This window comes from Varibaculum massiliense, from assembly GCF_900106855.1.
Taxonomy (GTDB): Bacteria; Actinomycetota; Actinomycetes; order Actinomycetales; family Actinomycetaceae; genus Varibaculum; species Varibaculum massiliense.
Map to the genome: position 1 here is coordinate 2,201,239 of NZ_FNWI01000004.1, position 26,565 is coordinate 2,227,803.

22 protein-coding genes are annotated in these 26,565 nt (G+C 51.7%); 9 read left to right on the forward strand and 13 right to left on the reverse strand.

Features of this window, described 5'->3' with window-relative positions; genetic code table 11:
* The first annotated feature begins 97 nt into the window (after positions 1–97).
* Positions 98–2,881 carry an InlB B-repeat-containing protein gene (locus BQ5456_RS09720; protein WP_235858574.1) on the forward strand — a complete coding sequence of 928 codons (2,784 nt, stop codon included), beginning with the start codon at positions 98–100 and terminating at the stop codon, positions 2,879–2,881.
* A 335-nt stretch (positions 2,882–3,216) separates the two neighbouring features.
* On the opposite strand, the gene BQ5456_RS09725 is transcribed toward BQ5456_RS09720, so the two are convergent.
* Positions 3,217–5,310 carry a SpaA isopeptide-forming pilin-related protein gene (locus BQ5456_RS09725; RefSeq protein ID WP_143037075.1) on the reverse strand — a complete coding sequence of 698 codons (2,094 nt, stop codon included), beginning with the start codon at positions 5,308–5,310 and terminating at the stop codon, positions 3,217–3,219.
* 162 nt (positions 5,311–5,472) lie between these two features.
* Here BQ5456_RS09725 and BQ5456_RS09730 point away from each other — a divergent pair, with 162 nt between their 5' ends.
* The gene (locus tag BQ5456_RS09730; RefSeq protein ID WP_235858575.1) at positions 5,473–6,066 is read left to right on the forward strand and encodes a methylated-DNA--[protein]-cysteine S-methyltransferase; all 594 of its coding nucleotides are present in this window, start codon (positions 5,473–5,475) and stop codon (positions 6,064–6,066) included.
* 69 nt (positions 6,067–6,135) lie between these two features.
* Here the strand turns inward: BQ5456_RS09730 and BQ5456_RS09735 are convergent, their stop codons facing one another.
* Positions 6,136–6,897 carry an NADPH-dependent oxidoreductase gene (locus BQ5456_RS09735; protein ID WP_071129796.1) on the reverse strand — a complete coding sequence of 254 codons (762 nt, stop codon included), beginning with the start codon at positions 6,895–6,897 and terminating at the stop codon, positions 6,136–6,138.
* Between the two features lie 138 nt (positions 6,898–7,035).
* Here BQ5456_RS09735 and BQ5456_RS09740 point away from each other — a divergent pair, with 138 nt between their 5' ends.
* The 3 genes from BQ5456_RS09740 to BQ5456_RS09750 all read left to right on the forward strand — a co-directional run bounded on the left by BQ5456_RS09740 (position 7,036) and on the right by BQ5456_RS09750 (position 10,342).
* Positions 7,036–8,598: a class I adenylate-forming enzyme family protein gene (locus tag BQ5456_RS09740; RefSeq protein WP_071129797.1), complete on the forward strand. Its 1,563-nt coding sequence runs from the start codon at positions 7,036–7,038 to the stop codon at positions 8,596–8,598.
* A gap of 547 nt (positions 8,599–9,145) precedes the next feature.
* The gene (locus tag BQ5456_RS09745) at positions 9,146–9,949 is read left to right on the forward strand and encodes a methyltransferase domain-containing protein (protein ID WP_071129798.1); all 804 of its coding nucleotides are present in this window, start codon (positions 9,146–9,148) and stop codon (positions 9,947–9,949) included.
* A 33-nt stretch (positions 9,950–9,982) separates the two neighbouring features.
* Positions 9,983–10,342, forward strand: a complete 360-nt coding sequence (locus BQ5456_RS09750) for a cupin domain-containing protein (protein WP_071129799.1) — start codon at positions 9,983–9,985, stop codon at positions 10,340–10,342.
* Positions 10,343–10,767: 425 nt separating this feature from the next.
* Here the strand turns inward: BQ5456_RS09750 and lipA are convergent, their stop codons facing one another.
* The 4 genes from lipA to BQ5456_RS09775 are packed head-to-tail and all read right to left on the reverse strand — an operon-like array spanning position 10,768 to position 15,015.
* The gene (gene lipA / locus BQ5456_RS09760) at positions 10,768–11,784 is read right to left on the reverse strand and encodes a lipoyl synthase (RefSeq protein WP_071129801.1); all 1,017 of its coding nucleotides are present in this window, start codon (positions 11,782–11,784) and stop codon (positions 10,768–10,770) included.
* Positions 11,768–12,433 (reverse strand): lipoyl(octanoyl) transferase LipB, encoded by a 666-nt coding sequence (gene lipB, locus BQ5456_RS09765; protein WP_071129802.1) that lies wholly within the window; start codon positions 12,431–12,433, stop codon positions 11,768–11,770. The genes lipA and lipB overlap by 17 nt, the downstream gene beginning before the upstream one ends.
* Positions 12,434–12,492: 59 nt before the next feature.
* Positions 12,493–13,680 carry a homoserine O-acetyltransferase MetX gene (gene metX / locus BQ5456_RS09770; protein ID WP_083378478.1) on the reverse strand — a complete coding sequence of 396 codons (1,188 nt, stop codon included), beginning with the start codon at positions 13,678–13,680 and terminating at the stop codon, positions 12,493–12,495.
* A gap of 42 nt (positions 13,681–13,722) precedes the next feature.
* Positions 13,723–15,015: an O-acetylhomoserine aminocarboxypropyltransferase/cysteine synthase family protein gene (locus BQ5456_RS09775; RefSeq protein ID WP_071129803.1), complete on the reverse strand. Its 1,293-nt coding sequence runs from the start codon at positions 15,013–15,015 to the stop codon at positions 13,723–13,725.
* Between the two features lie 356 nt (positions 15,016–15,371).
* Between BQ5456_RS09775 and BQ5456_RS09780 the strand changes: the two genes are divergently transcribed.
* Positions 15,372–16,604 (forward strand): hypothetical protein, encoded by a 1,233-nt coding sequence (locus tag BQ5456_RS09780; RefSeq protein WP_071129804.1) that lies wholly within the window; start codon positions 15,372–15,374, stop codon positions 16,602–16,604.
* A 61-nt stretch (positions 16,605–16,665) separates the two neighbouring features.
* Here the strand turns inward: BQ5456_RS09780 and BQ5456_RS09785 are convergent, their stop codons facing one another.
* Positions 16,666–17,934 (reverse strand): YihY/virulence factor BrkB family protein, encoded by a 1,269-nt coding sequence (locus BQ5456_RS09785; protein ID WP_071129805.1) that lies wholly within the window; start codon positions 17,932–17,934, stop codon positions 16,666–16,668.
* 127 nt (positions 17,935–18,061) lie between these two features.
* Between BQ5456_RS09785 and BQ5456_RS09790 the strand changes: the two genes are divergently transcribed.
* The 3 genes from BQ5456_RS09790 to BQ5456_RS09800 are packed head-to-tail and all read left to right on the forward strand — an operon-like array spanning position 18,062 to position 21,198.
* A complete protein-coding gene (locus BQ5456_RS09790; protein WP_071129806.1) occupies positions 18,062–18,853 on the forward strand; it encodes a DeoR/GlpR family DNA-binding transcription regulator in 792 nt (263 codons plus the stop codon).
* Positions 18,854–18,880: 27 nt separating this feature from the next.
* Positions 18,881–19,978: a mannose-1-phosphate guanylyltransferase gene (locus BQ5456_RS09795; protein ID WP_071129807.1), complete on the forward strand. Its 1,098-nt coding sequence runs from the start codon at positions 18,881–18,883 to the stop codon at positions 19,976–19,978.
* On the forward strand, positions 19,975–21,198 hold the full coding sequence (locus BQ5456_RS09800; RefSeq protein WP_071129808.1) for a BMP family lipoprotein: 1,224 nt from the start codon (positions 19,975–19,977) through the stop codon (positions 21,196–21,198). The genes BQ5456_RS09795 and BQ5456_RS09800 overlap by 4 nt, the downstream gene beginning before the upstream one ends.
* Positions 21,199–21,286: 88 nt before the next feature.
* Here BQ5456_RS09800 and BQ5456_RS09805 read toward each other — a convergent pair whose 3' ends face one another.
* The 6 genes from BQ5456_RS09805 to BQ5456_RS09830 form a co-directional block, all read right to left on the reverse strand.
* On the reverse strand, positions 21,287–21,481 hold the full coding sequence (locus BQ5456_RS09805) for a DUF3117 domain-containing protein (protein ID WP_071129809.1): 195 nt from the start codon (positions 21,479–21,481) through the stop codon (positions 21,287–21,289).
* A gap of 287 nt (positions 21,482–21,768) precedes the next feature.
* Positions 21,769–22,464: an LOG family protein gene (locus BQ5456_RS09810; RefSeq protein ID WP_071129810.1), complete on the reverse strand. Its 696-nt coding sequence runs from the start codon at positions 22,462–22,464 to the stop codon at positions 21,769–21,771.
* Between the two features lie 193 nt (positions 22,465–22,657).
* The gene (locus tag BQ5456_RS09815) at positions 22,658–23,299 is read right to left on the reverse strand and encodes an O-methyltransferase (RefSeq protein ID WP_071129811.1); all 642 of its coding nucleotides are present in this window, start codon (positions 23,297–23,299) and stop codon (positions 22,658–22,660) included.
* Positions 23,300–23,358: 59 nt separating this feature from the next.
* Positions 23,359–24,480, reverse strand: a complete 1,122-nt coding sequence (locus BQ5456_RS09820) for a P-loop NTPase (RefSeq protein WP_071129812.1) — start codon at positions 24,478–24,480, stop codon at positions 23,359–23,361.
* A 90-nt stretch (positions 24,481–24,570) separates the two neighbouring features.
* On the reverse strand, positions 24,571–25,149 hold the full coding sequence (locus tag BQ5456_RS09825) for a DUF1003 domain-containing protein (protein ID WP_071129813.1): 579 nt from the start codon (positions 25,147–25,149) through the stop codon (positions 24,571–24,573).
* The gene (locus BQ5456_RS09830) at positions 25,133–26,446 is read right to left on the reverse strand and encodes a magnesium transporter MgtE N-terminal domain-containing protein (protein WP_071129814.1); all 1,314 of its coding nucleotides are present in this window, start codon (positions 26,444–26,446) and stop codon (positions 25,133–25,135) included. The genes BQ5456_RS09825 and BQ5456_RS09830 overlap by 17 nt, the downstream gene beginning before the upstream one ends.
* Positions 26,447–26,565: the final 119 nt, after the last annotated feature.

Here is a 26,565-nt window from a genome sequence, read left to right on the forward strand (position 1 = left end):
GAGAAATGCCTGGTAGACGGGTTGCTGGCTGCTGCAAGCGGGAATTTCCTGTCTAGTGGATTTGCAGTGACAATGATACGATTGTTAAGCAATAGTCATGAGTAACCGCAAGTTACGGGAAGGTCTTATGCTCAACTTTAATAATAAACCGGGTATTTTTTTAGCAGAGAAATCTGGCGGCGCGATTCAGCAGTCTGCCAGTTTCCTTAAGAGGCTGCTGCTGGTCACCCTATTTTGTGCCTTGAGCTTCATGCTCTCAGCGCCTTCCTTGGTGCGGGCCGAGGATTTGCAGGAGGGGACGCCGGCGGAGCAACCAAGCACTAATGTGCAGCCAGTAAACACCGCAGCCCCTGCAGAGCTTATAGCCAGTGCAGTACCGGAAAACAAGGCGCCTGCCAAAGCGAATACCCAGACCGGCGATGGCCTAGAGATCGGACCGGAGATTATTGGGCAACCCGTGCGTCAATCAACTTTACCGGCACCGAAAATTAATGATGTATTTATCGGAAATACAAGTATTTCCGGAGGTAATTTGGTTAGAGATAGAGTTGGTGGAAAAGTTGTAAGAGCAACTGTATATGTAACATTAAAGGCTAAAGATGGTACAGTAAAAGCCACTGCATCCGTTACACCTAGAAGTGGAACAACTTGGACAGTAAACTTACCTGCCGGCGTTGAAGTTGCAGAAGGAGATACGGTAACGGCATATCAGGAACTCAATGGAAACAAATCACCTGTGACAGATCCTGTAGAATCTAAACCATCACTTGCCGGTCAAAATAAAGATAAACTTAACATGCCATCCGGCGAAATCTGGATTGAACAATACGTTGCGAATATAGTTAACGATGACGAAAAAGCGGAAGCTATAGATTTGTTAAAAAAGGCAAATCCAACTATAGCTAAGGATATTAAGTCTGTTGATTTTAAAATCAATGGTGTGAATACTAAAACTGCTTCTTATACAGTAACCTACACCGATGGATCAAAATCAGAAGAAATACAAGCTCCGAATTTAACAATAAAACAAGTAACCGAAACTTCAATTGGCGCTAAGATTAGTGATATTACAGTTGTTGACAATGTGATTAAGGGGAAGTTGCAGGGCACAGCGCCTTTTGATGACATAAAGGTCCAAATATCTACGAAGCTTTCCATGGCAAGTATAGATACTTTTAACAGTGGGAAATGCACGGTTGATAAAAATTCCGATAAACCAGTAGAGGTGAGTGTAAATTCCACCACAGGCGAGTTCACATACACCATTCCAGGTACTGTTGGTCTTCCCCGAGATCAAGTAGTTGGCGTTACTGTAAAAGAAAAGAACAAGTTTGTATCATGTGAAAGCTCTACTGTCATACTGGCTTCTCCCCAAAAAACAGAAGTTCGGGATCCTAAAAAACTAACTGATGACGATAAGAAAGCCATTGACGCGGCGATTAGGAAAGCAAATACAATAAATGGGACATCTAAACTACCAAACGGAAATCCAGACAGGGATGGGTTTCCGGCAGTCATACAAATTGATGACAGCGGCAATGCCAAGATATTTAGTGGAAATGATGTAGCAGGTACTTGGGACCCGAACAATGATTATAAATTTGTTCCAGAAACAAATGATGATGGTTCATATAAATTAAAAGATGGAGCTCAACCAGTAATAACAATCCCAGCTAAAGATCTGGTGAAAAATATCGCACCTAAATCTCCTGTGATTAAGGTAGATACGGATACCGGCAAAGTCACCATTGTTCCACCGGCATATAAAGATCCCGGTGATGATACTGACTTGCTGTCTTACACCGTCACCTATAAGGATGCTGATGGTAACGATAAAACCATAACTGCAACGCGAGATTTGCAAACCAATAAATGGAGCGGACCGGGTGTTAATGAGGAATCCGGTGCGATCACTCTGAGTGTGGAAAAGATCGAACTCGCTGGAACCATCACGGCAACCGCTAAGGACAACGGTGGCCTTGAGGGTGACACCGATAAGCTCGATTCAGATCCGGCAACCAAGAAGCTCGAAACTGCCACTGTTAGCTACAATGGCAATGGCAGCACTGACACAATGGATGGCAAGAAGCTCAACAAGGGCTCAAAGTACAAGATTTTGGATAATAAATTCAAAGCCCCGGATGACACCCAAGAGTTTAAAGCCTGGGAAGTTGATCGCAAAGAGGTAGCTGCGGGTACCGAGATTACGGTCACTAAAGACACCGTAGTGAAAGCCGTCTGGAAGAAGATTCCGGTGAAGGTCAGTTATGACGCTAACGGTGGTAAAGGCACTATGGAAGGTAAGACCGTGGATAAGGGTAGTGAGTACACGGTGTTGCCTAACGGTTTTACTGCTCCGGATGACACTCAAGAGTTTGATACTTGGGAAGTTAATGGCCAGAAGGTTGCGCCTGGAACCAAGATCAAGGCTGATAAGGATACCGTTATCAAAGCTATCTGGAAAGAGATCGAATACAAGGTTAATTTCGATGGCAATGGCGGAAGCGGAGATATGCAAGGGAAGACCGTTAAGAAGGGTGCCACCGTGGAATTGCCACCAAACGGCTTTACCCCGCCAAGCGGCAAGGAATTCAATGGCTGGCAAATTGACGGTAACCCCCACAAGGTAGGCGAGAGCATCGCCGTTAATGGTGACGTGACGGTTAAAGCCCTCTGGAAGGACAAGCCAGTTCCTTCCTCGACTACTCCGGGCAAAGGCAAACCTGGAAACCAGGCGAAACCGCAGAATCAGAACCCAGCAGTAGGCGGGAACCTGTCAAAGACTGGGGCTAATGGGATGTATTCCCTCTATGCCTCGTTGCTGCTGCTAGCAACCGGTGGGCTATTCCTGATCAGCCGCCGGCGGCGTAATCAGCGCTAATCCTAGCGAAAACAAATAACTAAAGGCTGCTCACAGGCATTCTGCTTGTGAGCAGCCTTTAGTTGTCCCCTAAACTTTCGAAGAAATTTGAGTTAATCCCCAAAGCGTACGCTTTTGCTTGGCACCCGTCCTTACACTTCCCGTTAGCACGCCCTTACAGACAGTGGCGGATTTATTGATGTATGGATTCGCGATGCCGGGATTATGATATAAAAATCGGAGCAAAGCCAGGGACGCTTAACCAGCAAGCCGCCAATAGCACTATTGAACATTTGAGAAATCTTGGGGGGGGCACACATGCTCCCCCCCCAAGATCTAAAAAGTAGCCAGTTGTTTTACCAGCGTCTTTTGTAAAGGAGACCCATTCCAGCTATAACTAGCATTCCAGCCATGAAAGCTAAAGAAGAAGTCGCTGCCCCAGTACGGGGTAGTTTAGCCGCTTTAGCGATTGGTTTGCTTTGCTTTTCAGGTGTAGCCGACACGGTTGGGGTAGCCGGCGGATTGGGTGCCGGCGGATTGGGTGCCGGGGGATTCGGAGCTGGCGGATTGGGTGCCGGCGGATTAGGTGCCGGAACCGGGTGGTTAACTACCACATTGTCCTTCTTCGCCACCTGCACTGATATCAGCGTATCGGGGTCTTCCGTCAGTTGGTATCCCTGAGGGGCCTCCAACTCTGCGAGGATGTAATTTCCGCGCAGAACTTTAATTTCTAGCGGCGAATCGCTATTCGGCAGGCGTAGTTTTCCGGCGGCGTTGGTTATCAGGTTTTCCAGTTTCACACCGTCTTTGTTTTCGGCTACCTCGCCTCGTTTGCCTTCACTAGTTGCCTTGTAAATGGTGAACTTGGCTCCAGCCAGAGGATTCCCTTCGGGATCCTGTTTGGTGAAGTTAAGGTGCTGGTATTTGTCGGTTTCTGCCACTAAGCCCGGAGGTGTTGCAGATCTACTAATCTGTTTTGCCTTAACCTGGCCAGGGTCCATGCGCTCTACTTTTATAGGAGTGCAGTTGTCGTCTTCGGGTTTGCAGTTGGGGATTTCCTGGCCATAGTAAGAAAACGCGTTGAAATACATCGGATTGCCCTTGCCATCGAGCATCAGGGAATCATCTACCACCCTCATGCTGAATGCCAGAATGATATTTCCGCCCTTTTCAAAGGCATCATTGCGGTGATTCTTAATGCGGAGCTTAAATCCTTTTCCGACCGTTTTGTGCAAGCCACCAGCTTCGTCTATCAGCTGCTGCTCTGCTTCCGTAAGTTCAGCTCTGGCCGGTTTTTCCAAAATAATGTTCTTCGGCGCGGTTATAGTGCCTGTACTGGTAACCGTGTTGGTGTCATCAATAATGTTGTGGCGGGGAAATTTGATTGTTTTTTCTTCATATCCGGCCATTCTAGAAGCCGTTTTAGAGGCAGGTTTGTCAGTGACATAATAGACGTCTGTCAAAAATAGTTCAGTAGACTTCTCAGGATCGGAACCTGCGTCAAATTTATTGTAAAACTTACACTCACCTGATCCCGCGTATGATTTGCATTTTTCCGGGGAATTCCATGAACCAAAGTAGTAAATAGCGTAGTTTTTGTAGCCGGCACGCGGTGAAAAATATACGGCTAGGTTGGATTTTTTATCCAATTCTAAATTCACATCTGGCATATCATAAATGACCATTTCATTGTTATGCCGCAGCAAAGTGCTTATTTGGATTTCATAATAAATAGTGCCGCGCCCAGCTTGATCACCAGATTCCTCCGAGTATCCACCGCTCGATTTTTCGTAACTTACGGCAGTGGGAAGGGTAGGAGAGGGCTTTTTTAAAGTCCAGGTTTTTGTTACTCCTGTATTTTTGCCGTTTACTTGCACTTCGTAAGTGAAATCAACCTTTTCGGACTGAGGATTATCCTTAAAATATTTTTCTACCTTTGAATCGGAGACAAATAGAGAAACGGATCCATTAGCCTTAAATGGCAGGTCAACATCTTTAAAAGTAAAATAAATGGTGTTTCCGCTGTAGCGTACGTCTGCTAACTCTTGTTGTGAGTCTTTATCCTTAAGAACGGTATTCGTGGCCTTGTTAGTAAATCTAAGAAAATCTAGATTGGGATCTTTTGCAACAACACTGATACTGAGGGAGTCGCCATCTTTGATATCAATCCCATTTTTCTCAGGTTCGTGTTTTAGCGCAAATTTAAAATCTCCGGCATAGTCCCCCTTAGTAACTGTGGCCTTATTGCTGCTAGGGGCCAGTTTTAAGCCGGTTTTATCAACTATTGCAGAAAGATCCTTGGTGGCCGCGCTCTCGTTCCCTTCCGTACCATAAGCTGCAGGAGTAAATAATGCTAGCGCCAGAGCAATTAATGTTATGATTCCGAGGATCCGATAATGTAGCTTTCGTGAAGCAATCATAATAAAGCTTTCTTTTCTTTCAACAATCAAACAAGAGAGGGATCTTTATAAGTATAGGAAACGCTAAGGCCATTCTCAATGAAATATAGGTTAATGAGACTTAACTTTCGCTTCTGCTCGGTTGTGGTACTGATGTAGGTAGCAAAGAGAGATACTATGCGGGCATTTAAAGCGAGTGCGTTAGGAGGGGGGTTGAGGAAGCAGCATACGGATACCTATATCCAGTTTCATGATTCTCCACTGGGCAAGCTAGTAATGTCTAGCGATGGTAGTGCGCTGATCGGGCTGGGGCTAGCATCACAGCAGGCCGCGGGGGCAGCTATTGCGGACACCCGTCCTAAGGAAAAATCTTTGCCGATATTCCAAGAAACCTCCCGCTGGTTAGAGACTTATTTTCGAGGACGCGCGCCCTCGTTTACCCCAAACCTACAGCTCTCAGGTTCGGACTTTCAGAAACGGGTTTGCGAAATCATGCTCACCATCCCTTACGGGGAAACCGTTACCTATGGGGAAATCGCTGCCCGGATCGCGCGGGAGCGAGGGATTCCCCGCATGTCGGCGCAGGCAGTTGGGGGAGCAGTCGGGGCAAATCCAATTCTGATAATTGTTCCTTGTCACCGAGTGATCGGTGCGGACGGTAACCTTACCGGCTATGGCGCGGGTATGGAGCGAAAAATCCAGCTGTTAAAACTAGAAAAAGTCGATATGTCCCCGCTGCACATACCAAAGCAAAAGTCGGAACCAAAGAAACAGCCGCTACCAAAGAATCCGCGCCCTCGTTCCTAAATAAAATAGGAGTTTCGCAGGCATCCCTACATAGCTACCTCAAGCCCGGGTACTATCTACATTTAACCCTTAGCGGGGCTGGAGGGCGAGGTCGAAACCTTGGGCGCGCACCGTGTTCAACATTCCGCGCCGCAGGGGCGCATCTCGGAGCATAATCCGAGTGAGGCTGTCGGTGAAGGTATCCGAGCGCTGGCCGTGTGCCCGAGTGTCATAGTAGGTAGTCATTTCCTGGTCATAATCCGCGAACGCTTCCAGATAGGAGCCTTCAAAGCAGTTATAGGAGTCCTCAAACATACGCAGCTCCATCGGCATCCGCGGCTTTAACTGCGGCTGCTGCCCCGGGTAACCAAACATTACCCCCAGGGCGGGAAAAGTCAGTTTCGGTAGTTGCAAAATCTCAATCATCCGCGCCGGGTCATTCAAGATCGACCCTAAGAAACAGGTACCTAACCCCAGAGATTCGGCGGCATTCACCAAGTTTTGCGCCATCAGTACCGCATCGGTAAAGCCTTGGAAAAAGCCGTCCATGCCGCGCACGTTGGCGGTCTGCTCGCCTTTTTCCTCCACGATTCGATAGGAACGGTACAGGTCAGTAAGGAAAATCCACAGCTGGGGAGCATCGGCAATATAGTCCTGCTGGCAAAGCTGGGAGATTTCCCGCTTCTTTTCGGGATCACCCACCTGAATAATCGAAGCCATTTGCACCCCGCAGGAGGTAGCGGTGCGCCGGGTAGCCTCTTTGAGCTGCGCTAATATCTCTGGCGAGATTGGGCGAGTATCAAAACGACGCACCGAGCGGTGTGCCAACTGGTTCTCAATAGTTTCAGACATGAGTACTCCTAAAATCCTCGCCTACCTTCGCCACCGGGGCTGCCGGTTTCCTTGCCGTTAAGTTTAACCTACCTGCTGGTTAACTCGCAGAGGTGACCGGGTGGGTAATATAGCCGAGGACGCTAAACGGGGGAAGTCATGATTAGACCGATACGAAACTTTCAAAGAGCCGCGATTGACCATCCCCATGCGCAAAGCCTGGCCGGTCCTCGGGGGTATTTTTCTTTGTCCGACACCTGGTCGCTGTCGCAATATTTACTGCTTTACCTGCGAGAACGTGGGGTAGTGAGCGGGGATCGGGTAGCGATTTGCAGTGCCAACAGTGAATACCACCTATTGCTGTGGATAGCCTGCGACCAGATGGGCGCGGTGTTCGTTCCCCTGGCTAAAGCCGCCGCGCCTGCTGATTTACGAGCGATGGTGACCGACTGCGCCCCGCGTCTGCTTTTTAGCGACCAAAAGGGGGAATTTTCGTTAGCTAGCTCTGACCCCGCTGCCGCAGAAACAGCGTCCTCCCCGGGGGGCGCCCTCGGAAAACTGCAGGTCATAAACCTGGATCAGCTGCATGAACAGCTCATGGCTGCCCATAGAGAGCAACCTTTTTCTCCCGGGAAACTAGCCGGTGAGATTGCTCCGGTAGCCGAGGGTGAGCTGTCGGCGATCATCTATACTTCCGGGACTTCCGGTAGGCCGCTGGGGGTGGAGCACTCTCGGGAAACCATGTATTGGGCGTGGGCGAACTATCGGGACGCTTTTGACTACCGCAACTCGGATACCGGTTTGGCGCTGGCACCGCTATCCCACATCGGTGGCTTTAACGGCACCACTAACGATATTTTTTGCCACGGCGGAAAAATAGTAGTGATTGCCGGATTTTCTCCGCTTGCTGCCGCCCGGATTATCCGGGAAGAACAAGTCAGCATCGGGTTCGCGGTTCCCACCATGTTCACCGGGATGCTAGATGCCCTGGAAAAAGAGGCGGGGGAAGAACTCACGGAAAATCCCTTCCCACACTGGCGCCGTCCCCTGATCGGAGGAGCGCCCCTACCGGCAGCCTTAGCCCGGCGGATGGAAAAACTTGAACTGCGTCCTATCCAAGTGTGGGGGATGACCGAAACCGGAGGGGCTGGTTGCTACCTGGGAATAAACGAATCCTTAGCGCACCCCGAGGCCGCGGGGCGCCCCTTCACCTATTCTCAGGTGGCGGTGCGCGATGCGGACGGAAAAGCGCTGCCTGCAGGTAGCCAAGGGCAAGTAACCATCGGCGGCCCGCACGTATGCAAAACTAACTATCCGGGCATAGCCATCAGCGCTGTTGAGGAGCAGATTGAAACCGGGGATATTGGCTATATCGGTGAAGACGGATTGCTGCGCCTGAGCGGGAGGGCAAGCGACGTAATCATTAGCGGCGGGGAACATGTTTTCCCCGCGCAGGTCGAGGACACGCTCTCAACTTTTCCCGGTATCGGACAGGTCGCGGTAATCGGCCTGGAGGATGAGTATTGGGGGCAGCGGGTCTGCGCAGTAATCACCGGAACCGCCACCCTCAAGGACATTAAACTCTTCCTAACAGGCAAACTAGCCGCCTACAAGATTCCCAAACAAATAATCCAAGTAAAAAAGTTGCCCCTAAACAGCGCCGGAAAACTATCCCGCCAAACCCTCAGAGAATCTTTAAGTAACGGCGGTCGCGGGAAGTAAGTTTTTCCTCCCGCCCAAGAATTCGGAAAAAGACCGCAGGCATTTTCCGAATTCTTATGCCCTAAGCCTTGATAGATTTCTTATTTTGCTGCCGGGTATCCGAAGCTATGAGCTTGCGATGAAAGATCTGTCCACTCGGATAAAACTTACTCCCCGCTAAACAAGCTGCAACGTAAGCGTGCGAAGAAGTTATCGCTGAGGCAAGGTTATAAGAAAGTATTCGCCCAGTAGGATAGCGTCTGACTAAACGAGCTGTAATAGCTGAAAAGTTTGCTGGGAGAATAGATTTTATCCGAGTAGGTTAAGTGGGCATAAGTTGGGTTAAATCTCTATGATTTAACCCAACTTGGGCAGGAGGAAAAACCTATTCTCCCAGCCTTACTACTTAGAACGGGACACTAGCAGGGCGAAGGCTTCTTGGCGCGCCCTGCACATTTCCAAACGTTATTAAAGTTCCAAGAAGGCTGTGGTGGTTCGGCGCGGCCGCAACAAATTTAATAGCTACAAATGGTTGACTAAGGCTTACCTTACTTATTAGAATTTTGGTATGGAAAATGCGTCTTCTTTGCCTCAATCTGATCGTTCAACCAGTACCGCGGCCGGGCATTGGGTGCTCGCTCGTGCCGGTAAGCGAGTGCTTCGCCCCGGCGGGTTGAAGCTGACGAAACGGATGTTGAGTGCCGCCAATATGCAGGGAAAGAAAATCGTGGAGTTCGCGCCAGGGCTGGGTCGTACCGCACAATTAATCGTGAGCGGAGGCGTAGCCTCTTATGTTGGTGTCGATCAGGATCCGGCGGCAGTCGCCCGGGTGGAAGCCATCGTCAAACCCCACGGCGGAACGGTCATTAATGCTAAAGCGCAAGACACCGGGTTGCGTAGTGAAAGCGCCGAGGTAGTGGTGGGGGAAGCGATGCTGACCATGCAAGGTGAGAAAGCTAAGGCCGAAATCGCTGCCGAGGCATTTCGTCTCCTCAAACCAGGGGGTCGTTACGCCATCCACGAGCTAGGGCTCACCCCAAATAATATTGACCCAGAGTTGGCTGATGGGTTACGCAAGCAATTAGCCCGCACGATTCGAGTTAACGCGCGCCCGTTGACCGAGAATGAATGGCGTGCGGTACTCACGAATGCAGGTTTTGAGGTGGAATGGAGAGGTTTTGCGCCGATGGCATTACTATCGCCCAGGCGTAACCTGGCTGATGAAGGCATATTGGGGGTTGCCCGGATTATCCGTAACCTAATCCGGGATAAAGACCTACGAGCCCGGGTCCTTCAGATGCGATCCACTTTCAACAAATACCGCGACCACTTGACCGGAATCGCTATAGTAGCTAAGAAACCATCCAAGTAATTTATCTCCTTAATCACCTGAAAGGTAACCGTTATGAGCGCTGAAACTCCAGCATCCCCAGCCCTAGGCTTTATTAACAATCTAGCTAATGAAATCGAGTACGCGGCAGGCTCAACTGTCTCCAAAACCTTGCTGCGCGCAGAGGGCGTCAACGTCGTGCTATTTTCCTTCGATGCCGGCGAGGAACTGTCCGAGCACACGGCTGCGATGCCGGTGCTCGTCGAAACTTTAGAAGGTGAGCTTGAAATTACCGCCGAGGGTAAAACAGTAACCCTACTACCTGGTGGGTTAGTACATTTCACTACCCGATTGCCGCATGCCGTTAAAGCCATCAAGCCATCAAAAATGGTGCTGTACATGCTGGCAAGACCGCAAACTCAAAGAAACGGCTAGTCAAAAGAGCGATCACATATTTTACTTTTATCTTTCAGGCCGGGAAGCTCCCCGCTAAACAAGCTGGAACTTAAGCGTCGGGAAAGTTATCGCTAGAACCAGGGGAAGTATCCGCGCAGCAAGATAGCGCCAGACTAAACGAGCTGTAATGAGCGAAAAGCTGGCTGTGAGAATAGGTTTTATCCGACTGGACAGGTACCGCATAGATGTACGAGCTGCAAGGAAAGCAGGTAAGAAATTTTTGTAGGGAGCAGGGAGTAAGTTTTATCCGAGTGGGCGCGGTGGGCATAAGAATTCGGAAAATGCCTGCGGTCTTTTTCCGAATTCTTGGGCGGGAGGAAAAACTTACTCCCTGCGATACCCAGGTATTCAGCCCGGATTTCGGGGCGTGAGGTAAAAACTGCCCCCACGCGTATCCAAGAAAATTAGTTAGTACGGGACGCTAGCAGGGCGGAGGCTTCTTGGCGCGCGGTGCCTTCCTCACCAAGTTGCGCAAGATTAGCGGGAAGCTCTCGGCCTTTCGCCTGCATGGCGCGCGCCCACAGCCGCCCGGCTCGGTAGGAAGAACGCACTAAGGGGCCGGCCATTACCGCCGAAAATCCCAGGCTATAGGCATATTTTGAAAGTTCCACGAACTCGGTGGGCTTTACCCAGCGATCAATGGGGTGATGCAGGGGAGAGGGACGCAAGTACTGGGTGATGGTCATAATATCGACTTTGGCATCCCTTAGGGCGCGCAGGGCGGCCTCGATTTCTTCGCGAGTTTCTCCCATTCCTAAAATCAGGTTCGATTTGGTGATCAAACCGGCATCTGAGGCGGCCTCTAATACTTGCAGGGAACGCTCGTAGCGGAAGGCGGGGCGGATCTGCCGGAAAATCCGGGGTACGGTTTCCAGGTTGTGTCCGAATACTTCCGGGCGGGAGGAAAACACTTCTTCTAGGGCGCCCTGGTGCCCTCGAAAATCATCTACCAGCAGTTCTACCCCGGTATTGGGGGATTTAGCGTGAATCTGGCGGGCAGTTTCCGCATATATCCAGGAGGCTCCATCGGGTAGGTCATCGCGGGAAACTCCAGTGACCGTCGCGTAGCGCAGCCCTAATTCAGCAACCGAGTCCGCAACTCGGCTCGGTTCCTCGCGGTCATATTCGCTGGGGCGCCCGGTAGCAATATCGCAAAAGTCGCAGCGCCGAGTACAGACCGCTCCTCCAATCAGGAAGGTGGCTTCTCGATCCTGCCAACATTCGTAGATATTGGGACAATTGGCTTCCGCACAGACGGTGTTTAGCCCGGAGCGGCGCACCAAGTGCCGCATATCCATATAGTTCTTACCGGAAACTACCTTGGTTTTTATCCACTCGGGCTTGTTTTCGATGGGGCTGAGGGCGTTCCGTGCCTCCACCCGCAATAGTTTGCGGTCTCCCACTTCAGGAAGTGTAGACATTTGCGTCCTCCCTACGTTGTTCCTCACCTCTAAAGTAAGGGGTATCTAAGATGCGCTGCAAACTAGCTATTACCGGGGTACGCATGGAGGCGACGGTTTCCTGGCAGCCTTGTTCGCTCATGGAAGTTACCCAAGCATCGGACAGGCCGCAGGGAATTATCCGGGCAAAATCACTAAAAGTGGGGTTCACATTGAGGGCGAAACCGTGCATGGATGCACCCCGCGCAGTATGAATCCCGATGGCGGCAATCTTTTTATCAATTTCCCCGGGTTTTAATACCCAGGCACCGGCTCGTCCGTTAATCCGCTGCGCATGAATCCCGTAGGGCTCTAGGGAGTCGATTACTACCTGTTCCACGGCGCGAATAAAGCGAATAACATCTAGAGGCTGCGGCAGTTTCACTATCGGGTAGCAAACCAGTTGCCCCGGGCCATGCCAAGTCACCGAACCACCCCGGTTTACTTCGATCACCGGTACATCTTTATTAGGTACATCTTCCGGTTTGGTATTGCGTCCCACCGTGAAAGTGGGGGAGTACTGCACTAAGAGCGTCGTGTTTTCTCGCGTACCCGCTGCTACCTCGGAATGTACCTGTTTATGCAGTTTATCCAGGGTGCGATAGTCCTGCAGCTGCCCGGTTAAATCCATTATTTGCACGCCTTCCAGCCTACCTGCTTTACCTGCTGTCTAGAGGACGGGAGCGGGGACTATAAGCCAGCAACGAAATCCGCCAAGATTTCTTCCACCTGTCGGGTTTCCACTAAGAAACCGTCATGACCGGAAGAAGAAGTGACTTGCCGGTACTGGGCACCCGGAATTTGACGCGCCAGTTCTGCACATTCTTCCACCGGGAATAAGCGGTCAGAATCTACTCCAATCACCAGGGTGAGTGCGGAGATAGAGCCGGCGGCGCGGCGGGTACCGCCGCGCCCGCGCCCGATATCGTGAGTGATCATCGCGCGAGTTAACGTTCGATAAGAACCAGGGTCGAAGCGCTGCGTCAGTTTCTTCCCGTGATAATCCAGGTAGGACTCCACCGCATAGCGTCCCCCCGCCAGGGGATTTTCACCGCCTTGAGGGTCATGCCCAAACCGGGTGTTTAACTCGCCGGCGGTGCGATAGGTGGCGTGCGCGATTTGCCGCGCCAACGCCATTCCGGGATTACCCGCTTGTTTATCGCCCGATAAATAATAGTCCCCACCATCAAAGCTGGTATCTAACTCTTGGGCACACACCTGCATATGTGCCCAACCGGTCTGGTCAGCGCTGGTCGCTCCGGCGGTAGCGACCAGCGCCAAAGCGCGTACCCGCTGCGGATAGAGGCACGCCCACTCCAGAGCGCGAAAGCCTCCTGCGGAAGGCCCCACCACCAAGGCCCAAGACAATATTCCCAGGTGCCTGCGCAAATGATTTTCCGCGCGCACTTGGTCACGGGTAGTGATTTCCGGGAAACGCGAACCCCAAGGCAGACCATCGGGTGCTGGCCAGGCAGGGCCGGTAGAGCCCTGGCATCCGCCTAAACAATTGGGTGCCACCACAAAGTAACGATCCGTATCAATCGGTTTGCCCGGGCCAACTACTCGCTCCCACCAACCGGCAGTGGGGTGTGCGGGGCTTTGTAACCCAATCACATGAGAATCCCCGGTCAACGCGTGTTCAATCAAGATTGCATTAGAGGCATCCGCGTTTAGTTTCCCCCAAGTTTCATACGCCAGGTAGCCACCTGGCAGGGAGCCTCCATTTTCCAAAGGCAGTTCCCCCAGGGAAACAAACTGGCGGTTACCGGGATCATCCCCCGGTAGCCAAGCGGGATTATTTGCCCAGTTAGTGCCGGGATATTGCTGGCGGGGATTAACGCTAACGCCTTGCGCTTTATCTTTTATGGCCGTTTGCATTTTGGTTCTTCCTTTAAGTCCTATCTGCTGCGGGTACGAGGGTTACTGCTTAATCGCCGCGAAACCGGCCTCTAGGTCAGCGATAATGTCCGCCACGTCCTCTAGGCCGACCGAAACGCGGATAGTGGATTGGCTGATACCCGCCGCCGCCAACTCTTGCTCATTAGCTTGCGAATGGGTAGTAGAGGCCGGGTGAATAACTTGGGAACGCAAATCTCCCAGGTTCGCAACGTTAGTTAGCAGCTCCAAAGCATCTACGAAAGCCTCCCCAGCCGCGCGGTCGCCCTTGAGGTCAAAAGCTAAAACCGCGCCCGCGCCGCCGGGAGCATATTTTTGCTGCAAACCATGGGTGGGGGACGATTTTAGCCCCGAATAGTTAACCGCTGCTACCTGCGGATGTGCTTCCAAGAACTCTGCTACTTTTTGGGCGTTCTCTACGTGGCGTTGCACCCGCAGTGACAGGGTTTCGATCCCGATATTTACTAGGAAGGAGTTAAAGGGGCTGGCCGCGAACCCAAAGTCACGCAGCCCCTGCACCCGGGCTTTCACGATGAATGCGCTTTCCCCTAGGTCTTTATATACCAGGCCGTGATAGGAAGGATCCGGTTGGTTGAATTGGGGGAAACGCTGCGGATCAGCTCCCCAATCGAAAGTGCCGCCATCGACAATCACTCCTTGGATAGAATTGCCATGTCCGCACAGATATTTCGAGGCCGAATGCACCACGATATCGGCTCCCCACTCTAGGGGGCGGGTCAAATAGGGGGTGGCCACGGTGTTATCGACGATAAAAGGTACTCCGACCCGGTGCGCCGCCTGGGCGACGGCCTCGATATCTAGAAAATCATTTTTCGGATTGGGAATAGTTTCCCCAAAGAACGCGATAGTGTGTTCATCGGCGGCTGCCTCCCACTGCGATGCATCGGTAGGGTCGGCAACAAAAGTAGTGGTGATGCCATAACGCGGCAGATTATTGGCCAGGAACGCGATGGTGCCTCCGTATAGCGAAGGCGAAGCCACGATATTGTCTCCGGCCTCGGCAATCGTCAAAATAGTCAGCGCAATCGCGGCGGCTCCCGAAGAAGTCGAAAGCGCCCCCACTCCGCCCTCTAGCGAGTTAACCCGCTGCTCGAAAACCTCGTTAGTGGGGTTATTTAGGCGAGTGTAGATAGGACCGGGTTCTTTTAAGGCGAAGCGATCCGCGCCCTGTTTCGCGTCCTTAAAAACGTAACCATTGGTTTGATAAAGGGGAGGCACCGGGGATCCGGTTTCTTTATCGGGACGGTATCCGGCGTGAATCTGGCGAGTATCAAAGCCCCAGTTTTGCTTAGTCATTTTCTTTTATCCTTTTCAAAGTAGATTTGGGTTTTTTAAAACGTTTGCCAATAGTCCACTTCGGATAAAGAAAAAGCCCGGCAAGGCAGTCCAAAGGGACTTTCTTTGCACGGGCAAACGCGTCGCCGCCTAGGGGCGGACTGAGAAGAGCTGACCGTGCGGGTCAGCTGAACATTCGACGTGTCATGCCCCTAAGATAACCCAGTATTCCCCGCCAATAGCAAGCCTGTCTTAAAAGTTGAGAACTAAGTCACTGTTTCGGTAAGGGAATTTTTTTGATTCTCAGCGTTCTAACGGCTGAAAAAGCGCCTCTTAGCGGTTAATCTGGAGGAAAGAGAAACCGTAAAGGAGAAATCATGAGCCAAGACAGCTTGCCCAGTGTAGACACCGATGCCGACCCGGTAGTTTCCTGGACTGTTCAAGAAGGAGCGATGGTAGCTGCCAAGCTCGATCCTCATGCGGTCTGCCAGTTTTTCCAGGAACAAAACATCGTAGCTGAGGTTGACTGGTTCCCGGACACCCCGCACTTGCTGGGAGTAAATATGCTTCGTAACCAAGCTGATGGCCTGGCTGCCCTAGATGACGCAGAGCAACCTCTGCGAGTGGGGGCAGCGCTTCCAGAAGTGGTAGACAGACTGGCAGAAAAGTTTGCAGCTGATGTTTTGATAGGCGAATACCATTCCAATAAGCTGCCTGCAGATAAACCGATGCCTTCCCGCAGCGCCGATTCCACCCAGCCGGTACGGGTAGTAGAAATCTCGCAAATGCCGGTTTCGTCGGTGCCGTTTTGTGCCGCCTCAGAAGGTAAAACCTTGGGCTGCGTTACCCTTTCGGAGGGGCGAATCGCCTTATTCTATGAAACTATCCGGGGTGACATTGTGGAAGGCTCCCTGATTTCTAGAATCCCGGCTCTGGGGCTCTATGTTTCTGACCATGATCAACGGATAGTGGCGGTGACTTCCGATGAAATTGCCGACCCCGAAAAACTAGCAATCCACTCCTGGCTGTTGCAAAACCAAGTGGTTCCCGGGGCAGTCAAATACCCGGATTCGGCACTGTTAGAGAAAATACGCGAATACCTAGGACATTCATCTTCCCCTAAACGCATTGCTGAAACCGCTGGTTGCGATGCCGAACAGTTAGCAGAAACCTTCAAAACGCCAGGTCAAGATGGTATGGTGCGGACAATAGAAGTCTTGGGACTACCAGCCGAAGCCGCCGCCTTCCTCTATGGACAGCTCGACCTTGAGGAAGTACCCGGTATCGAAATCTTTCACGAGCCCGGTTGGGCGGCTGCCATGGGACACAGCGTAGATATGCGGATTCTGCATTCTGATGAGGATCAGAAAACTCTTTTCGGTATCTTGCGGAAACTAGAAATAGAGCACCCCACTTTGATGAAAGTGGCTAATATCGCTCAGTTAGCAGTGGGAATTGGACTGGTGGGAGCCGGTGTGGTTGGTTTAATCGGAAAGAAGCGTTTCTCCCGGCTATCTCTGCTGGGGGGAGTGATGCTGGTGATTGATGGGGGACTGCGTTCTTCGGTGATTCATCACATGAAGAATCGAATCGTGGGTGATTATAAATAAGGATGTTTGTAATGCTAGCAGCGCTTTTGGCTAGTAGCTAGTGTTCTGGGATTCGTGTGCGCTAACGAGGGTCACGCCGCGAGTCTTTGAGGGATTGCAAGAAGGCTATCCGCTTTTCCTGCCGGGTAATCAGGCGGTCAATATGGGCGGAAATTTTGCCCTGCCAGGGTTTACCGCTTTGGCTTACCAGGCGCGAACGCCACTTTTTCGCTGTTCCCAGCGGTGACTGGCCGGGTAAAGAGGTATCAGCAGGAGCATCCAGGTCAACCAATCCGCTCAAACGATGATGCGCCCAATCTAAAGTTAGGGGTTGAGAAAGAGAAACGTAGTTAGGGCGCTCCTCGGCATGAAGATCCTCGGCCTGGGTAGCTTTGAGGGCTTTGGGGGGATTAGCGGTAAATGCGCAAGAAATCAACATCACTCGCGAGAGTAAGTTAATCCACAGCAGCAGCGTGGCGACAGCCGCAAAAGAAGCAAGTAAGGGGTTAGTGACCGCCCCGACTGCCGAAGTTCCCAAGGATCTAATCAGGGTAGAAATCAGCCCGAACATCGCTAACCCCCAGATCAAATCGACTCTGGGTACCCTAACTAGTGCCACGAACCGAATCAGAACCCACAGGATTAATCCGTCGATAGTGGCACTGATTAAAAAAGATCCAATCCGAATCATCGCCGAGGCAAAGGCAGATTCTACGCCAAGTGCCGAAAATATCTGGGTACCAATGACGGTATGTGCCAAGGTCAAAACCCCGGTAGCGCCCACTCCGACAGCAATAGCCGCGAATCCTAGCAGGTCACGTAGCTTTTCCATCGCCACCCCGTAGGGTACTTGATCAATTCCAAACATGGCGCGGATGGAAGATTTCATCGCGCGCATAACGGAGGTGGCTGAAAATAGCAGCACTACTACCGCAACTATCCCGGTGATAGAAAACGAATTAGAAAGCACCAAGTCTGAAGGGTTAAGAATCCCCGAAGATCCCTTCCATTCCAGCACTCCCGGCAGGGTAGTCGCCAGAGAAGAAAAAATCGCGTCTTTCAGGTGCGGGCTGCGACCAAGTAGTCCCAGGAATACCGTTACTGCGATTGTTAACGCGGCAGCTAGCGAAAATATCGCGGAATAGGCAATCCCTCCCGCAAGCAGCGCTCCTCGTCCGTTGCTGTAGCGCATGAGCGAACGAACAATCCGGGTGCGCTGCACCCACAGCCCAAATATCTTGGCTTTATCAACTATTCCTGCCTGCGTTCTCACCTCGCGGAAGCTAGGGGAGAATTGTTCACGGTGCCGAGCACGCACTGATAGCTGCGGAGAATTGGCGGTTTCTTGCATAGTTTAAATCTAGCGGTTTCGGTCACCAGAAGCACTCTGAAAACGAACAAAAACGCGCGGGAAAAAAGACAATTTACAACATTTGGGGTAACCTAGGGGAAAGGTTTTCCCACACATGGAGTAGCTCATGTTAGCGCACCAGCGGCACGATGAAATTTTACAGCAGGTAAATCAAAACGGGTCAGTGCGAGTAACTGATCTGGTAACTCAGCTGGACGTATCAGAAATGACGGTGCGGCGCGATATTCGGGTATTGGCTGCAAAAGGGCTACTCAAGCGGGTTCATGGCGGGGCAATTCGGCTGGAGGGGGCGCCGGGAGGCGGTAATCTCCCCGTGAGTGCTCCCAGCGGAGAAGAAAAAATACTTGCACAAGCCGCCCTAGAAACTATTCGCCCCGGATCAAACGTGTTTATTGGCGGCGGTGGCTGTGGAACGATTCTGGCTAAACTAATAACCGAGAGCGAATTTTTCTCTTCACTTACAGTAGCAACCAACTATTTGCCGGTGGCTAAGATACTTGACCATGCCCAGCAGGGACAACGCGACAAAGGTAGCGCCCCGGCTAAAGTAATTATTTTTGGGGGACAGCCGGAAAACTATGAAAATCTAGGCCCGCTAACCCTGACAAATGCCTCTAATTTTTATTTTCATTCGGTATTTATCGAGGCGGAAGGAATAGACAAAGATACTGGTTTGAGCTGTGAAAATATCGACAAAGCGGCTCTGAATCGCGTGCTGATCCGCAATTGTGAGTTCACCACCGTGATGGTGCCTACCCGAAGTTGGGGACGCACCGCTCTAAACGTAGTTTGTCCCTTGAATCAGCTCTCGCGGATAGTATCTGCTACGCAACCTCCTACAGAAATAGCCGAAGCGCTCACCCAGGCGCAAATAATGTTGGATGTACGCGAACCTTAAGCAGACCGCTATACGATAGTAAAAGTCATGAGCCTGCACGTTATTATTCCCGCTGGCGGACCGGGAAGTCGCCTCTGGCCCCTGTCAAGGGCCGCGCAACCAAAGTTTCTACTTGACCTGTTGGGGCAAGGATCTAGCCTGCTGCAAGCCACCGTTGACCGGCTCTGCCCGCTGACAGCTTCATTAACAGTGGTAACTGGCGCCAGTCACGGCGAGGCGGTAGCCTCCCAAAACCTCCCCGCACGCTTAAACCCCGAGGTTAAAAGTAAATATGCGATGCTACTTGAGCCCAGCCGGAAAAACTCGCTGGGGGCGATTGCCTGGGCGGCAGCGCGACTGCAGGCAAAGTATGGGGCAGTGATTGCCGGGTCTTTTGCGGCTGATCATGCCATCAAAGATGTTTCCGCCTTCCGTCAGGCAGTAACTGCTGCAGTCAAAGCTGCTGAGGGCGGGAAAATTGTAACTATCGGAATCGCCCCTAGCCGCCCTGCTACTGCTTATGGCTATATTTGTGCCTCCGATACGATTTTGAGGGCGGAAGGCGACCAGCCGCCAGTCCTGGTAGCAAAAAGTTTTAAAGAAAAACCCTCCGAGCCGCAGGCCAGAAACTACCTGGAAACCGGCGGTTACTTTTGGAATGCGGGAATGTTTGTTTTTAACACGGAGATTCTCCTTTCTCACCTACGCGAATTGCTTCCCAGCTACTATGAAACTATCCAAGAGATGGTGAGACTTACCCCCGGGACGGCAGAGTTTGTCACGCTCTGGGAATCACTGCCTTCTTATCCCATCGATACTGCAATCGCTGAACCGGTAGCTGCCCGCGGCGGGGTAGCAGTGGTAGCTGCCGCCGATTTCGGGTGGTCAGATGTAGGAGATTTTGATTCCCTACACGCCGCGCTTACCGGAGATAATCCACTAAATCCGGTAGTACGCGGAACTGGGGAAAGTCAGGTTCTTGCTAGCCCGGGCGCATTTATAGACCATCAAGGGGAAGAAAAACTTGTAGTGGTGGGGATCCCTAATGCAGTAGTAATACGCCGCGGGGACGTAACTTTGGTGACCACCACAGAGAGCGCCCAAAAAATAGGGGATGTCGCTGGCGAACAAGGGGAACTAGCTTGAAGTTCTTTAGGCAGACCATAGCGCTGTTGATAGCGGCTCTGGCACTTGCGGGATGTGCAGGCACCAATGTGGCGCCCTCCGGATATATAAATGCTGCTGACTTTCGCACCTGTCTGCTGACCTTGGGAAAGGGCGGGGTAGGATCGATTAACGCCAGTGCTATTACCGCTTTAAAGGATGGTCAAAAACGTCTCGGGGTGGCGGCGCGGCGGAGTACCCTAGATTCCCCCGCAAAGATAGAAAAGGCTATTGCCCGTGATATTTCTGCCAATTGTTCTTTGATAATCGGGGTGGGGGAAGCATTTGTTGAACCCCTGATGGAACAGGCAAAATATCACCGCTCTCGTCATTTCGCCCTATTGTTGCCGCCGGGTACATCTGCCCAAGCCACCCGAGAGAACCTGGCCATAGTTACCTATGACCTGAGTCAACCGGCATACGTAGCCGGGTTTATCGCGGCTGGAACTTCTGCCAGTGGGCAGGTAGCCGCGATTGCGGGTAAGAAAAACCAGACTAATCAAACGCTGCTGGCTGCTTTTGCTAAAGGGGTGGAGCGCTATAACGCCGAGCAGGGGGCAAAAAAATCCTCGGCGGTGAAGGTGAATGCAAAGGCTGACGGTAACGGTTTGTATTTGGGGGAGAAAGCCCCGGTATCCAAGGTAAAAGGGCAAGTAGAAACCCTGATAAAGCAGGGCGCTGATGTAATTTTTTTTGCCGAGGGCGCGCAAAGTCCAGAGGGGTTAGCAGCGATTAGTAAGGTAAATCAAGACAGATACCAAGCGGCTAAAGCTGCTGCGGAAGCCAGTAAAAGCGCGGAGCCCGAGGCAGATAATGGCAGTGAGAGCACTCCGGAAAGTAGCGAAGAAACTACATCTTCTCCTGCAACTACTGACAGCCTGGCAGAAAATGACGCTGTCGGTTCGATTACCGCGATTTGGTATCTGACCGATGGGCACCAAACTCAAGGAAGCCCAGCGGGAAAGAATCCTCCCATCTTAACCTCGATTGTTCCCGATATTTCCCAGGCGATGATTTCATTGATTGAAGAAGCCCGTAAAGATCGCTTTGCCGCTAACTCCACCCAGATTTTGGGAACTTATCAGAATGGTTGGGTAGGGCTCACACCGTTTTACGAATATGACTCGACGGTTCCTAATGAGGTTAAGAAAAAGTCGCAAATAATAGAAGAAGAATTCCGGCAGGGAACTTTGAAACTGTAATCTTAGCTTTCCCTTTAGGCAGGTACTAGCGAACTAAACTCTCTAGTAAGCGTTGTATTTTTAGCGGATTAAACGCATTCCTTCAGACTTAGGTTTCGTCGGGATAGAGCTGATGGATAGCTGCCGCTAAATCGATGACTTCTTTCTTGCTCATTTCGATAACCAGGCGTCCGCCTCCCAAAGCTGGTAGCCGCAATACGACTTCCCGACCTTCTTCTGTGCGCGCACCGTCCTCTGCTACTTCTAACGGACCATCTCCGGTTCGCGGTTTCATTGCTGCCATGCTGACCCCCAGAGAGCTAAACCAATACCAGAAAATTAGAGTTTACTTGAGCAATTATAGCAGATAGACACCTAAAAATTAGCTGAGATTTAGCGCCCGAATGCCTATTATCTCTGCTTTCTTCCGGTCGCGTCGGACATCTTTAATCTTGCGAGTACGACAGGTTCTGGCAGTAACCTAAAATAATTTGCGCAAACAATAATAATTTATGTCAAAAATATTAGTGATTTTCGGTGGGCTTCATGATGGGATTCTACAAATAGGACGTGGTATCGAAGGTAACAATCCTAAGAATTTGCGGGAGCTTTCCCAATAATTTCGAGAGCCTGGGCGGGGGTATCAACCAGTTGTACCGCCGCTAACTCTTCCTCTGTAATCATTCCCGCGCCCAATAATTGATCCTTTAGCCAGGAGATCAGCCCACTCCAGTAGCTGCGTCCTACCAAGACAACAGGGAAAGACTTAATTTTCCCGGTTTCCGCCAAGGTTACCGCCTCAAAAAGTTCATCCAAAGTACCGAATCCGCCCGGAAGGACTACGAAACCCTGGGCGTATTTAACAAACATGGTTTTGCGGGCAAAAAAATATCGGAAATAGATCCCCAGCGAAACCCAGTCATTAAACATTTGCTCATGGGGAAGCTCGATACCTAGCCCTACTGAAATCCCTCCGGCCTCGGTGCAGCCTTTGCAAGTTGCCTCCATTTGTCCCGGGCCTCCGCCGGTAATCACCGACCAGCCGGACTGAGCCAGTAACTTCCCCGTTTCTTCCCCCAGGGCATACTCGGGGCTACCCAGGGGAGTGCGGGCGGAACCGAAAACCGAAATCGCCGGCCCTAATTCGGCGAGGGCGGCAAATCCTTCTACGAACTCACTTTGAATCCGCAGTACCCGCCAAGTGTCTTCATGTAGCCAATCAGTATTTTTTTGCGGACGGAGCAAGCGTTGCTCGGAAGTCTCCCTGGGTCGCAAGGGACTGCGCATCTGAATGGGACCGCTCCGGTAAACGCCTTTATTCTTAAAACTTCTCACTCGCGAAGCATATCAGTATGCAGGTTAAGCCCAAGTTAACCCCGCCGAAACCAGAGGTAACCTGACGGGATACTGAAAATAAAAGTCCAGGTAGGGTGGGTAAAAGCAGATAAAAACCGTGAGTAGTAAGGAAAACTTTCAGGGATTAATCTTGTGGGCAATAAACCCCAACTGCTAGTCCATCTCCACAGGTGAGTATATTGGCGATAAAACGCTCATCAGCGAGTAGGGAAGTTACTGCTTGCCGCATGTGGGTGGTTTCCATTTCCCGGCGGGCAGGATCTCCAACTTGATCCATCCAGAGGGCGTGCACAATTGCTACCATCCCGCCGGGGCGTAAGATTCGAGTAGCTTGTTCGATATAGCTGGAAATTTCCCGCACGTCGGCGTCAATCACCACCAGATCGTAGGCGGCGCCTGCCATCCGGGGGAGTACCTCTAGGGCGTGACCATTAATCAGACGGCTACGATTCGACCGGTGGGCAGCGGATCGAAAAGCACTACGGGCAGCCGCCTGGAACTCTGATTCCGAGTCGATAGTGGTCAGCACCCCATTTTCGGACATTCCCTCCAGCAAGTAGAGACCCGAAACTCCCGCCCCGGTGCCGATCTCAAAAATTGCTTTCGCCCCGCAAGCGGCAGAGAGCATCCGCAAGGCTGCTCCGGTAGCGGGAGAAACCGGGCTAGCCCCCAGTTCGACGGCTAGGGCGCGCGCTGCCGCCGTGTTTTCGTCCTCAACTACCTGGGATTCGGTCCAATCCCAACTTAAAGCCTTGTTGTTATTCATAACGACTTCCTTGCTAACGGATTTACGTTTTCTCCAGTTTATGAAACCTGCCGGGCAGCTTACAGCGGTTTGACCCCCAGGTTACGTCCCGCCAGGGAGCGGGTGCGTTTTGTAAGCGCCTGCGCCACCTCGTTAATAGCTTGCGAGGACGGAGAATCTGGATGCATCGCCACTACCGGAGTTCCCTGGTCAGCGCCCTCTCGCAAGGCAATATCTAGCGGTACTTGCGCTAAAACCGGAACCTGATAGCCCAGTTGCGCGCTAAGCCGTCCCGCTACCATTTCCCCGCCGCCGCTGCCAAACAGGTGCAACTTGCTGCCATCCGGCTGGGGCAGATAAGACATATTTTCGATTACTCCGATTACCCGCTGATCGGTTTGCGCCCCGATAACTCCGGCGCGCTCAGCAACTTCTGCCGCCGCTACCTGCGGAGTGGTCACCACCAATATCTCTGACCTGGGCAGCAGCTGGGAAATAGAGATTGCCACGTCACCGGTTCCTGGAGGTAGATCCAGCAGTAAAACATCCAGGTCACCCCAGTAAACATCGGCTAAGAATTGTTGCAAAGCACGGTGCAGCATCGGACCGCGCCACACTACCGGCTGCCCATCCGGCACAAACATTCCGATAGAGATAACTTTCACCCCACCAGCCACCGGGGGAACAATCATGCCATCAATAACTGTGGGTTCTTCCGCCACCCCCAGCATCCTAGGAATTGAGAAACCGTAAATATCGGCGTCTAACACCCCAACTTTAAGACCTTGCGCTGCCAAAGCCAGCGCCAAGTTGGCGGTCATTGAAGACTTACCAACCCCGCCTTTACCAGACGTAATCGCATAGACGCGGGTCAAAGAATCTGGCTGGGCAAAAGGAATAATATTTTGGGGACCGGAAAGTTTTTCTTTCAAGGCAGCCCTTTGAGCTTCATCCATCACGCCCATTTCTACGGTTACTGCCGTCACTCCGGGAACTTTGGCTACTTCTTCACGAACATCTTTTTCAATGGTGGCCTGTAGGGGGCAGCCGGCGATGGTTAAGTCAACCTTGACGGTAACCGCGCCTTCCTCACCAATAGAAACTTCCCGTACCATATCCAGGTCGGTGATTGACCGTCCCAGTTCCGGATCTATTACCCGCGAGAGTGCCTGCCTGATTGTCTCTTCATTTAACTGACTCATGCCTTCCATCCTATAGGGTGAGCGTCTCGACCTCACTTTCCGATAGGAACCTTAAGGAGGTAAAAACCGGGTTTTTAGCTAATGCTTACTTTAGAAATTAGAAATCGAGGAAGAATTATTGTCCCCAAGTTTATATTTTCCCTGTTCAGGATGGTGTTTATTTTCCTCTAAATCTCTGCGAGCCTTTTGGTATTCCTCTGCGCGAAGCTCATCTAAGAGGTCGCGGAGTTCGCCCCGAACGAAGTCCCGGGTAGCTACCTCAGACATTGACAGACGTAAAGAGGCAATCTCGCGGGTGAGATATTCGATTTCGGCATGATTCTTTGCGGCTCGGCGCCGGTCTTGTTCCGCGGAAACCCGGTCGCGGTCATCTTGCCGGTTCTGCGCCAACAAAATCAGGGGAGAAGCATAAGAAGCCTGCAAAGATAGCATTAAAGTTAGGGCGGTGAAACCAAGAGCAGAGCTGTCAAAACGCCAAGCCTCGGGAGCCCAAGAGTTCCAGCCCAACCAAATAATCACGAATACCGTCAGGTAAACCAAGAATTGGGGGGTTCCCTGGAAACGGGCAAAAGATTCTGAAACCCGCCCCACGCCCTCGGATTGTAAATTTATGCGCGGAAGCCGAAAACGACGTTTTCTTTCACGGGGAGTATCAAGCCTGTCCGCCATCTTCGCTCCTTTCCCTTTCCATTGCTAAATCGGTTTCATCCTCGTCAGCATCGCGCCAATCTGCAGGTAGAAGATGATCGAGGACGTCATCAACCGAGACTGCACCCAGTAGATGTCGATTCTTATCAACTACCGGTACTGCGGTTAAATTATAGGTAGCCAGCAGCCTGGTTACCGTGCCGATACCGGCAGTAGGATCCACTCCCTTTAGATCATCGTCCAGGATCTGCCCCAGCAGGGTTTGGGGAGGTTCCCGTAGTGCCTTTTGAATATGAACTGCTCCCAAGAAACGCCCCGTGGGAGTTTCGGTTGGCGGGCGGGTAACACACACCATCGCGGCCAGAGCCGGAGGAATATCTTGCCGCCGCACATGGGCTAGCAGGGTGGCAACGTCAGCATCTGGAGGCAAAATCACCGGGGTGGTGGTCATTAAACCACCGGCGGTACGTTCCCCGTACACCATCAAACGGCGCACATCCGCCGCTTCTTCCGGTTCCATTTCCGCTAACAAAATCTGTGCCTGTTTTTCGGGCAGCTCTTTTACCAAGTCGGTAGCGTCGTCGGGTTGCATAACATCTAACACATCGGCCGCGCGGGCGATATCTAGAGAAGTAAGGATGGCAACTCGATCTTCTTGACCGAGTTCTTCCAACACATCCGCTAGGCGTTCATCTCCCAGTTGTGCAGCAACTTCTAGGCGGCGTTCTTCCGGCAGATCAGCCAGCACATCTGCCACATCGGCAGCTTTCGCACCCTCTAACTGAGCCAGTAGGGTAGTTGCCTCTTGCGGGAGTACTGATTTACGCAAATGCGTTACCTCTGCCGGATCAATCAGCATAGTTTCCCCGCGGCTAAGAGCTAGCGCGGAAGTTACCCGCTGTACATAGAGTTTGGTGATATACCAGTCGCGGCGGTCATCCTGCTCCATGCACATATCCTGGATTTTTACGTCCCCAGAACCATCCCGCATGGATAGCACCCGATCCATGAGTTCGCCCATCACCATGGTTTCCGCTACTCGCTGCTGGAACTGGCGGATATTAACCAATCCGGTGGTGATTACTTGTCCCGGCTGGATAGCCACAATTCGAGTTACCGGCACAAACACCCGCCGGTGTCCGGCAACTTCCACCACCAAACCCACTACCGTTGGCAACCCGGTAAAACGTAAAACAATTATTACGTCGGTTACCTGACCGATCTCGTCTCCTACCGGGTCAAATACTCGAGTTCCCGCCAGTTTTCCAATGAAAACGCGGGAACCGACGGGTTTGATTGAGTGCTTGGCGTGCTCCATGTCTCTAACTCTACTTGAAGATTGTGGAAGGTAAGAGGTTAGCTGTCTTATTATGCTCCGCTATTGCTGAAACTGTTTCTTGTCCGGGGAATCAAGATCACCAGCCAGATTCGCCGGAG

What these genes read in the sequence shown, in the direction of transcription:
- BQ5456_RS09720 (WP_235858574.1), top strand. Translation starts at nt 98, where the DNA reads ATGAGTAACCGCAAGTTACGGGAAGGTCTTATGCTCAACTTTAATAAT.
- BQ5456_RS09735 (WP_071129796.1), bottom strand. Translation starts at nt 6,897, where the DNA reads ATGTCTGAAACTATTGAGAACCAGTTGGCACACCGCTCGGTGCGTCGT.
- BQ5456_RS09740 (WP_071129797.1), top strand. Translation starts at nt 7,036, where the DNA reads ATGATTAGACCGATACGAAACTTTCAAAGAGCCGCGATTGACCATCCC.
- BQ5456_RS09745 (WP_071129798.1), top strand. Translation starts at nt 9,146, where the DNA reads ATGGAAAATGCGTCTTCTTTGCCTCAATCTGATCGTTCAACCAGTACC.
- BQ5456_RS09750 (WP_071129799.1), top strand. Translation starts at nt 9,983, where the DNA reads ATGAGCGCTGAAACTCCAGCATCCCCAGCCCTAGGCTTTATTAACAAT.
- lipA (WP_071129801.1), bottom strand. Translation starts at nt 11,784, where the DNA reads ATGTCTACACTTCCTGAAGTGGGAGACCGCAAACTATTGCGGGTGGAG.
- lipB (WP_071129802.1), bottom strand. Translation starts at nt 12,433, where the DNA reads ATGGATTTAACCGGGCAGCTGCAGGACTATCGCACCCTGGATAAACTG.
- metX (WP_083378478.1), bottom strand. Translation starts at nt 13,680, where the DNA reads ATGCAAACGGCCATAAAAGATAAAGCGCAAGGCGTTAGCGTTAATCCC.
- BQ5456_RS09775 (WP_071129803.1), bottom strand. Translation starts at nt 15,015, where the DNA reads ATGACTAAGCAAAACTGGGGCTTTGATACTCGCCAGATTCACGCCGGA.
- BQ5456_RS09780 (WP_071129804.1), top strand. Translation starts at nt 15,372, where the DNA reads ATGAGCCAAGACAGCTTGCCCAGTGTAGACACCGATGCCGACCCGGTA.
- BQ5456_RS09785 (WP_071129805.1), bottom strand. Translation starts at nt 17,934, where the DNA reads ATGCAAGAAACCGCCAATTCTCCGCAGCTATCAGTGCGTGCTCGGCAC.
- BQ5456_RS09790 (WP_071129806.1), top strand. Translation starts at nt 18,062, where the DNA reads ATGTTAGCGCACCAGCGGCACGATGAAATTTTACAGCAGGTAAATCAA.
- BQ5456_RS09795 (WP_071129807.1), top strand. Translation starts at nt 18,881, where the DNA reads ATGAGCCTGCACGTTATTATTCCCGCTGGCGGACCGGGAAGTCGCCTC.
- BQ5456_RS09805 (WP_071129809.1), bottom strand. Translation starts at nt 21,481, where the DNA reads ATGGCAGCAATGAAACCGCGAACCGGAGATGGTCCGTTAGAAGTAGCA.
- BQ5456_RS09810 (WP_071129810.1), bottom strand. Translation starts at nt 22,464, where the DNA reads ATGCGCAGTCCCTTGCGACCCAGGGAGACTTCCGAGCAACGCTTGCTC.
- BQ5456_RS09815 (WP_071129811.1), bottom strand. Translation starts at nt 23,299, where the DNA reads ATGAATAACAACAAGGCTTTAAGTTGGGATTGGACCGAATCCCAGGTA.
- BQ5456_RS09820 (WP_071129812.1), bottom strand. Translation starts at nt 24,480, where the DNA reads ATGAGTCAGTTAAATGAAGAGACAATCAGGCAGGCACTCTCGCGGGTA.
- BQ5456_RS09825 (WP_071129813.1), bottom strand. Translation starts at nt 25,149, where the DNA reads ATGGCGGACAGGCTTGATACTCCCCGTGAAAGAAAACGTCGTTTTCGG.
- BQ5456_RS09830 (WP_071129814.1), bottom strand. Translation starts at nt 26,446, where the DNA reads ATGGAGCACGCCAAGCACTCAATCAAACCCGTCGGTTCCCGCGTTTTC.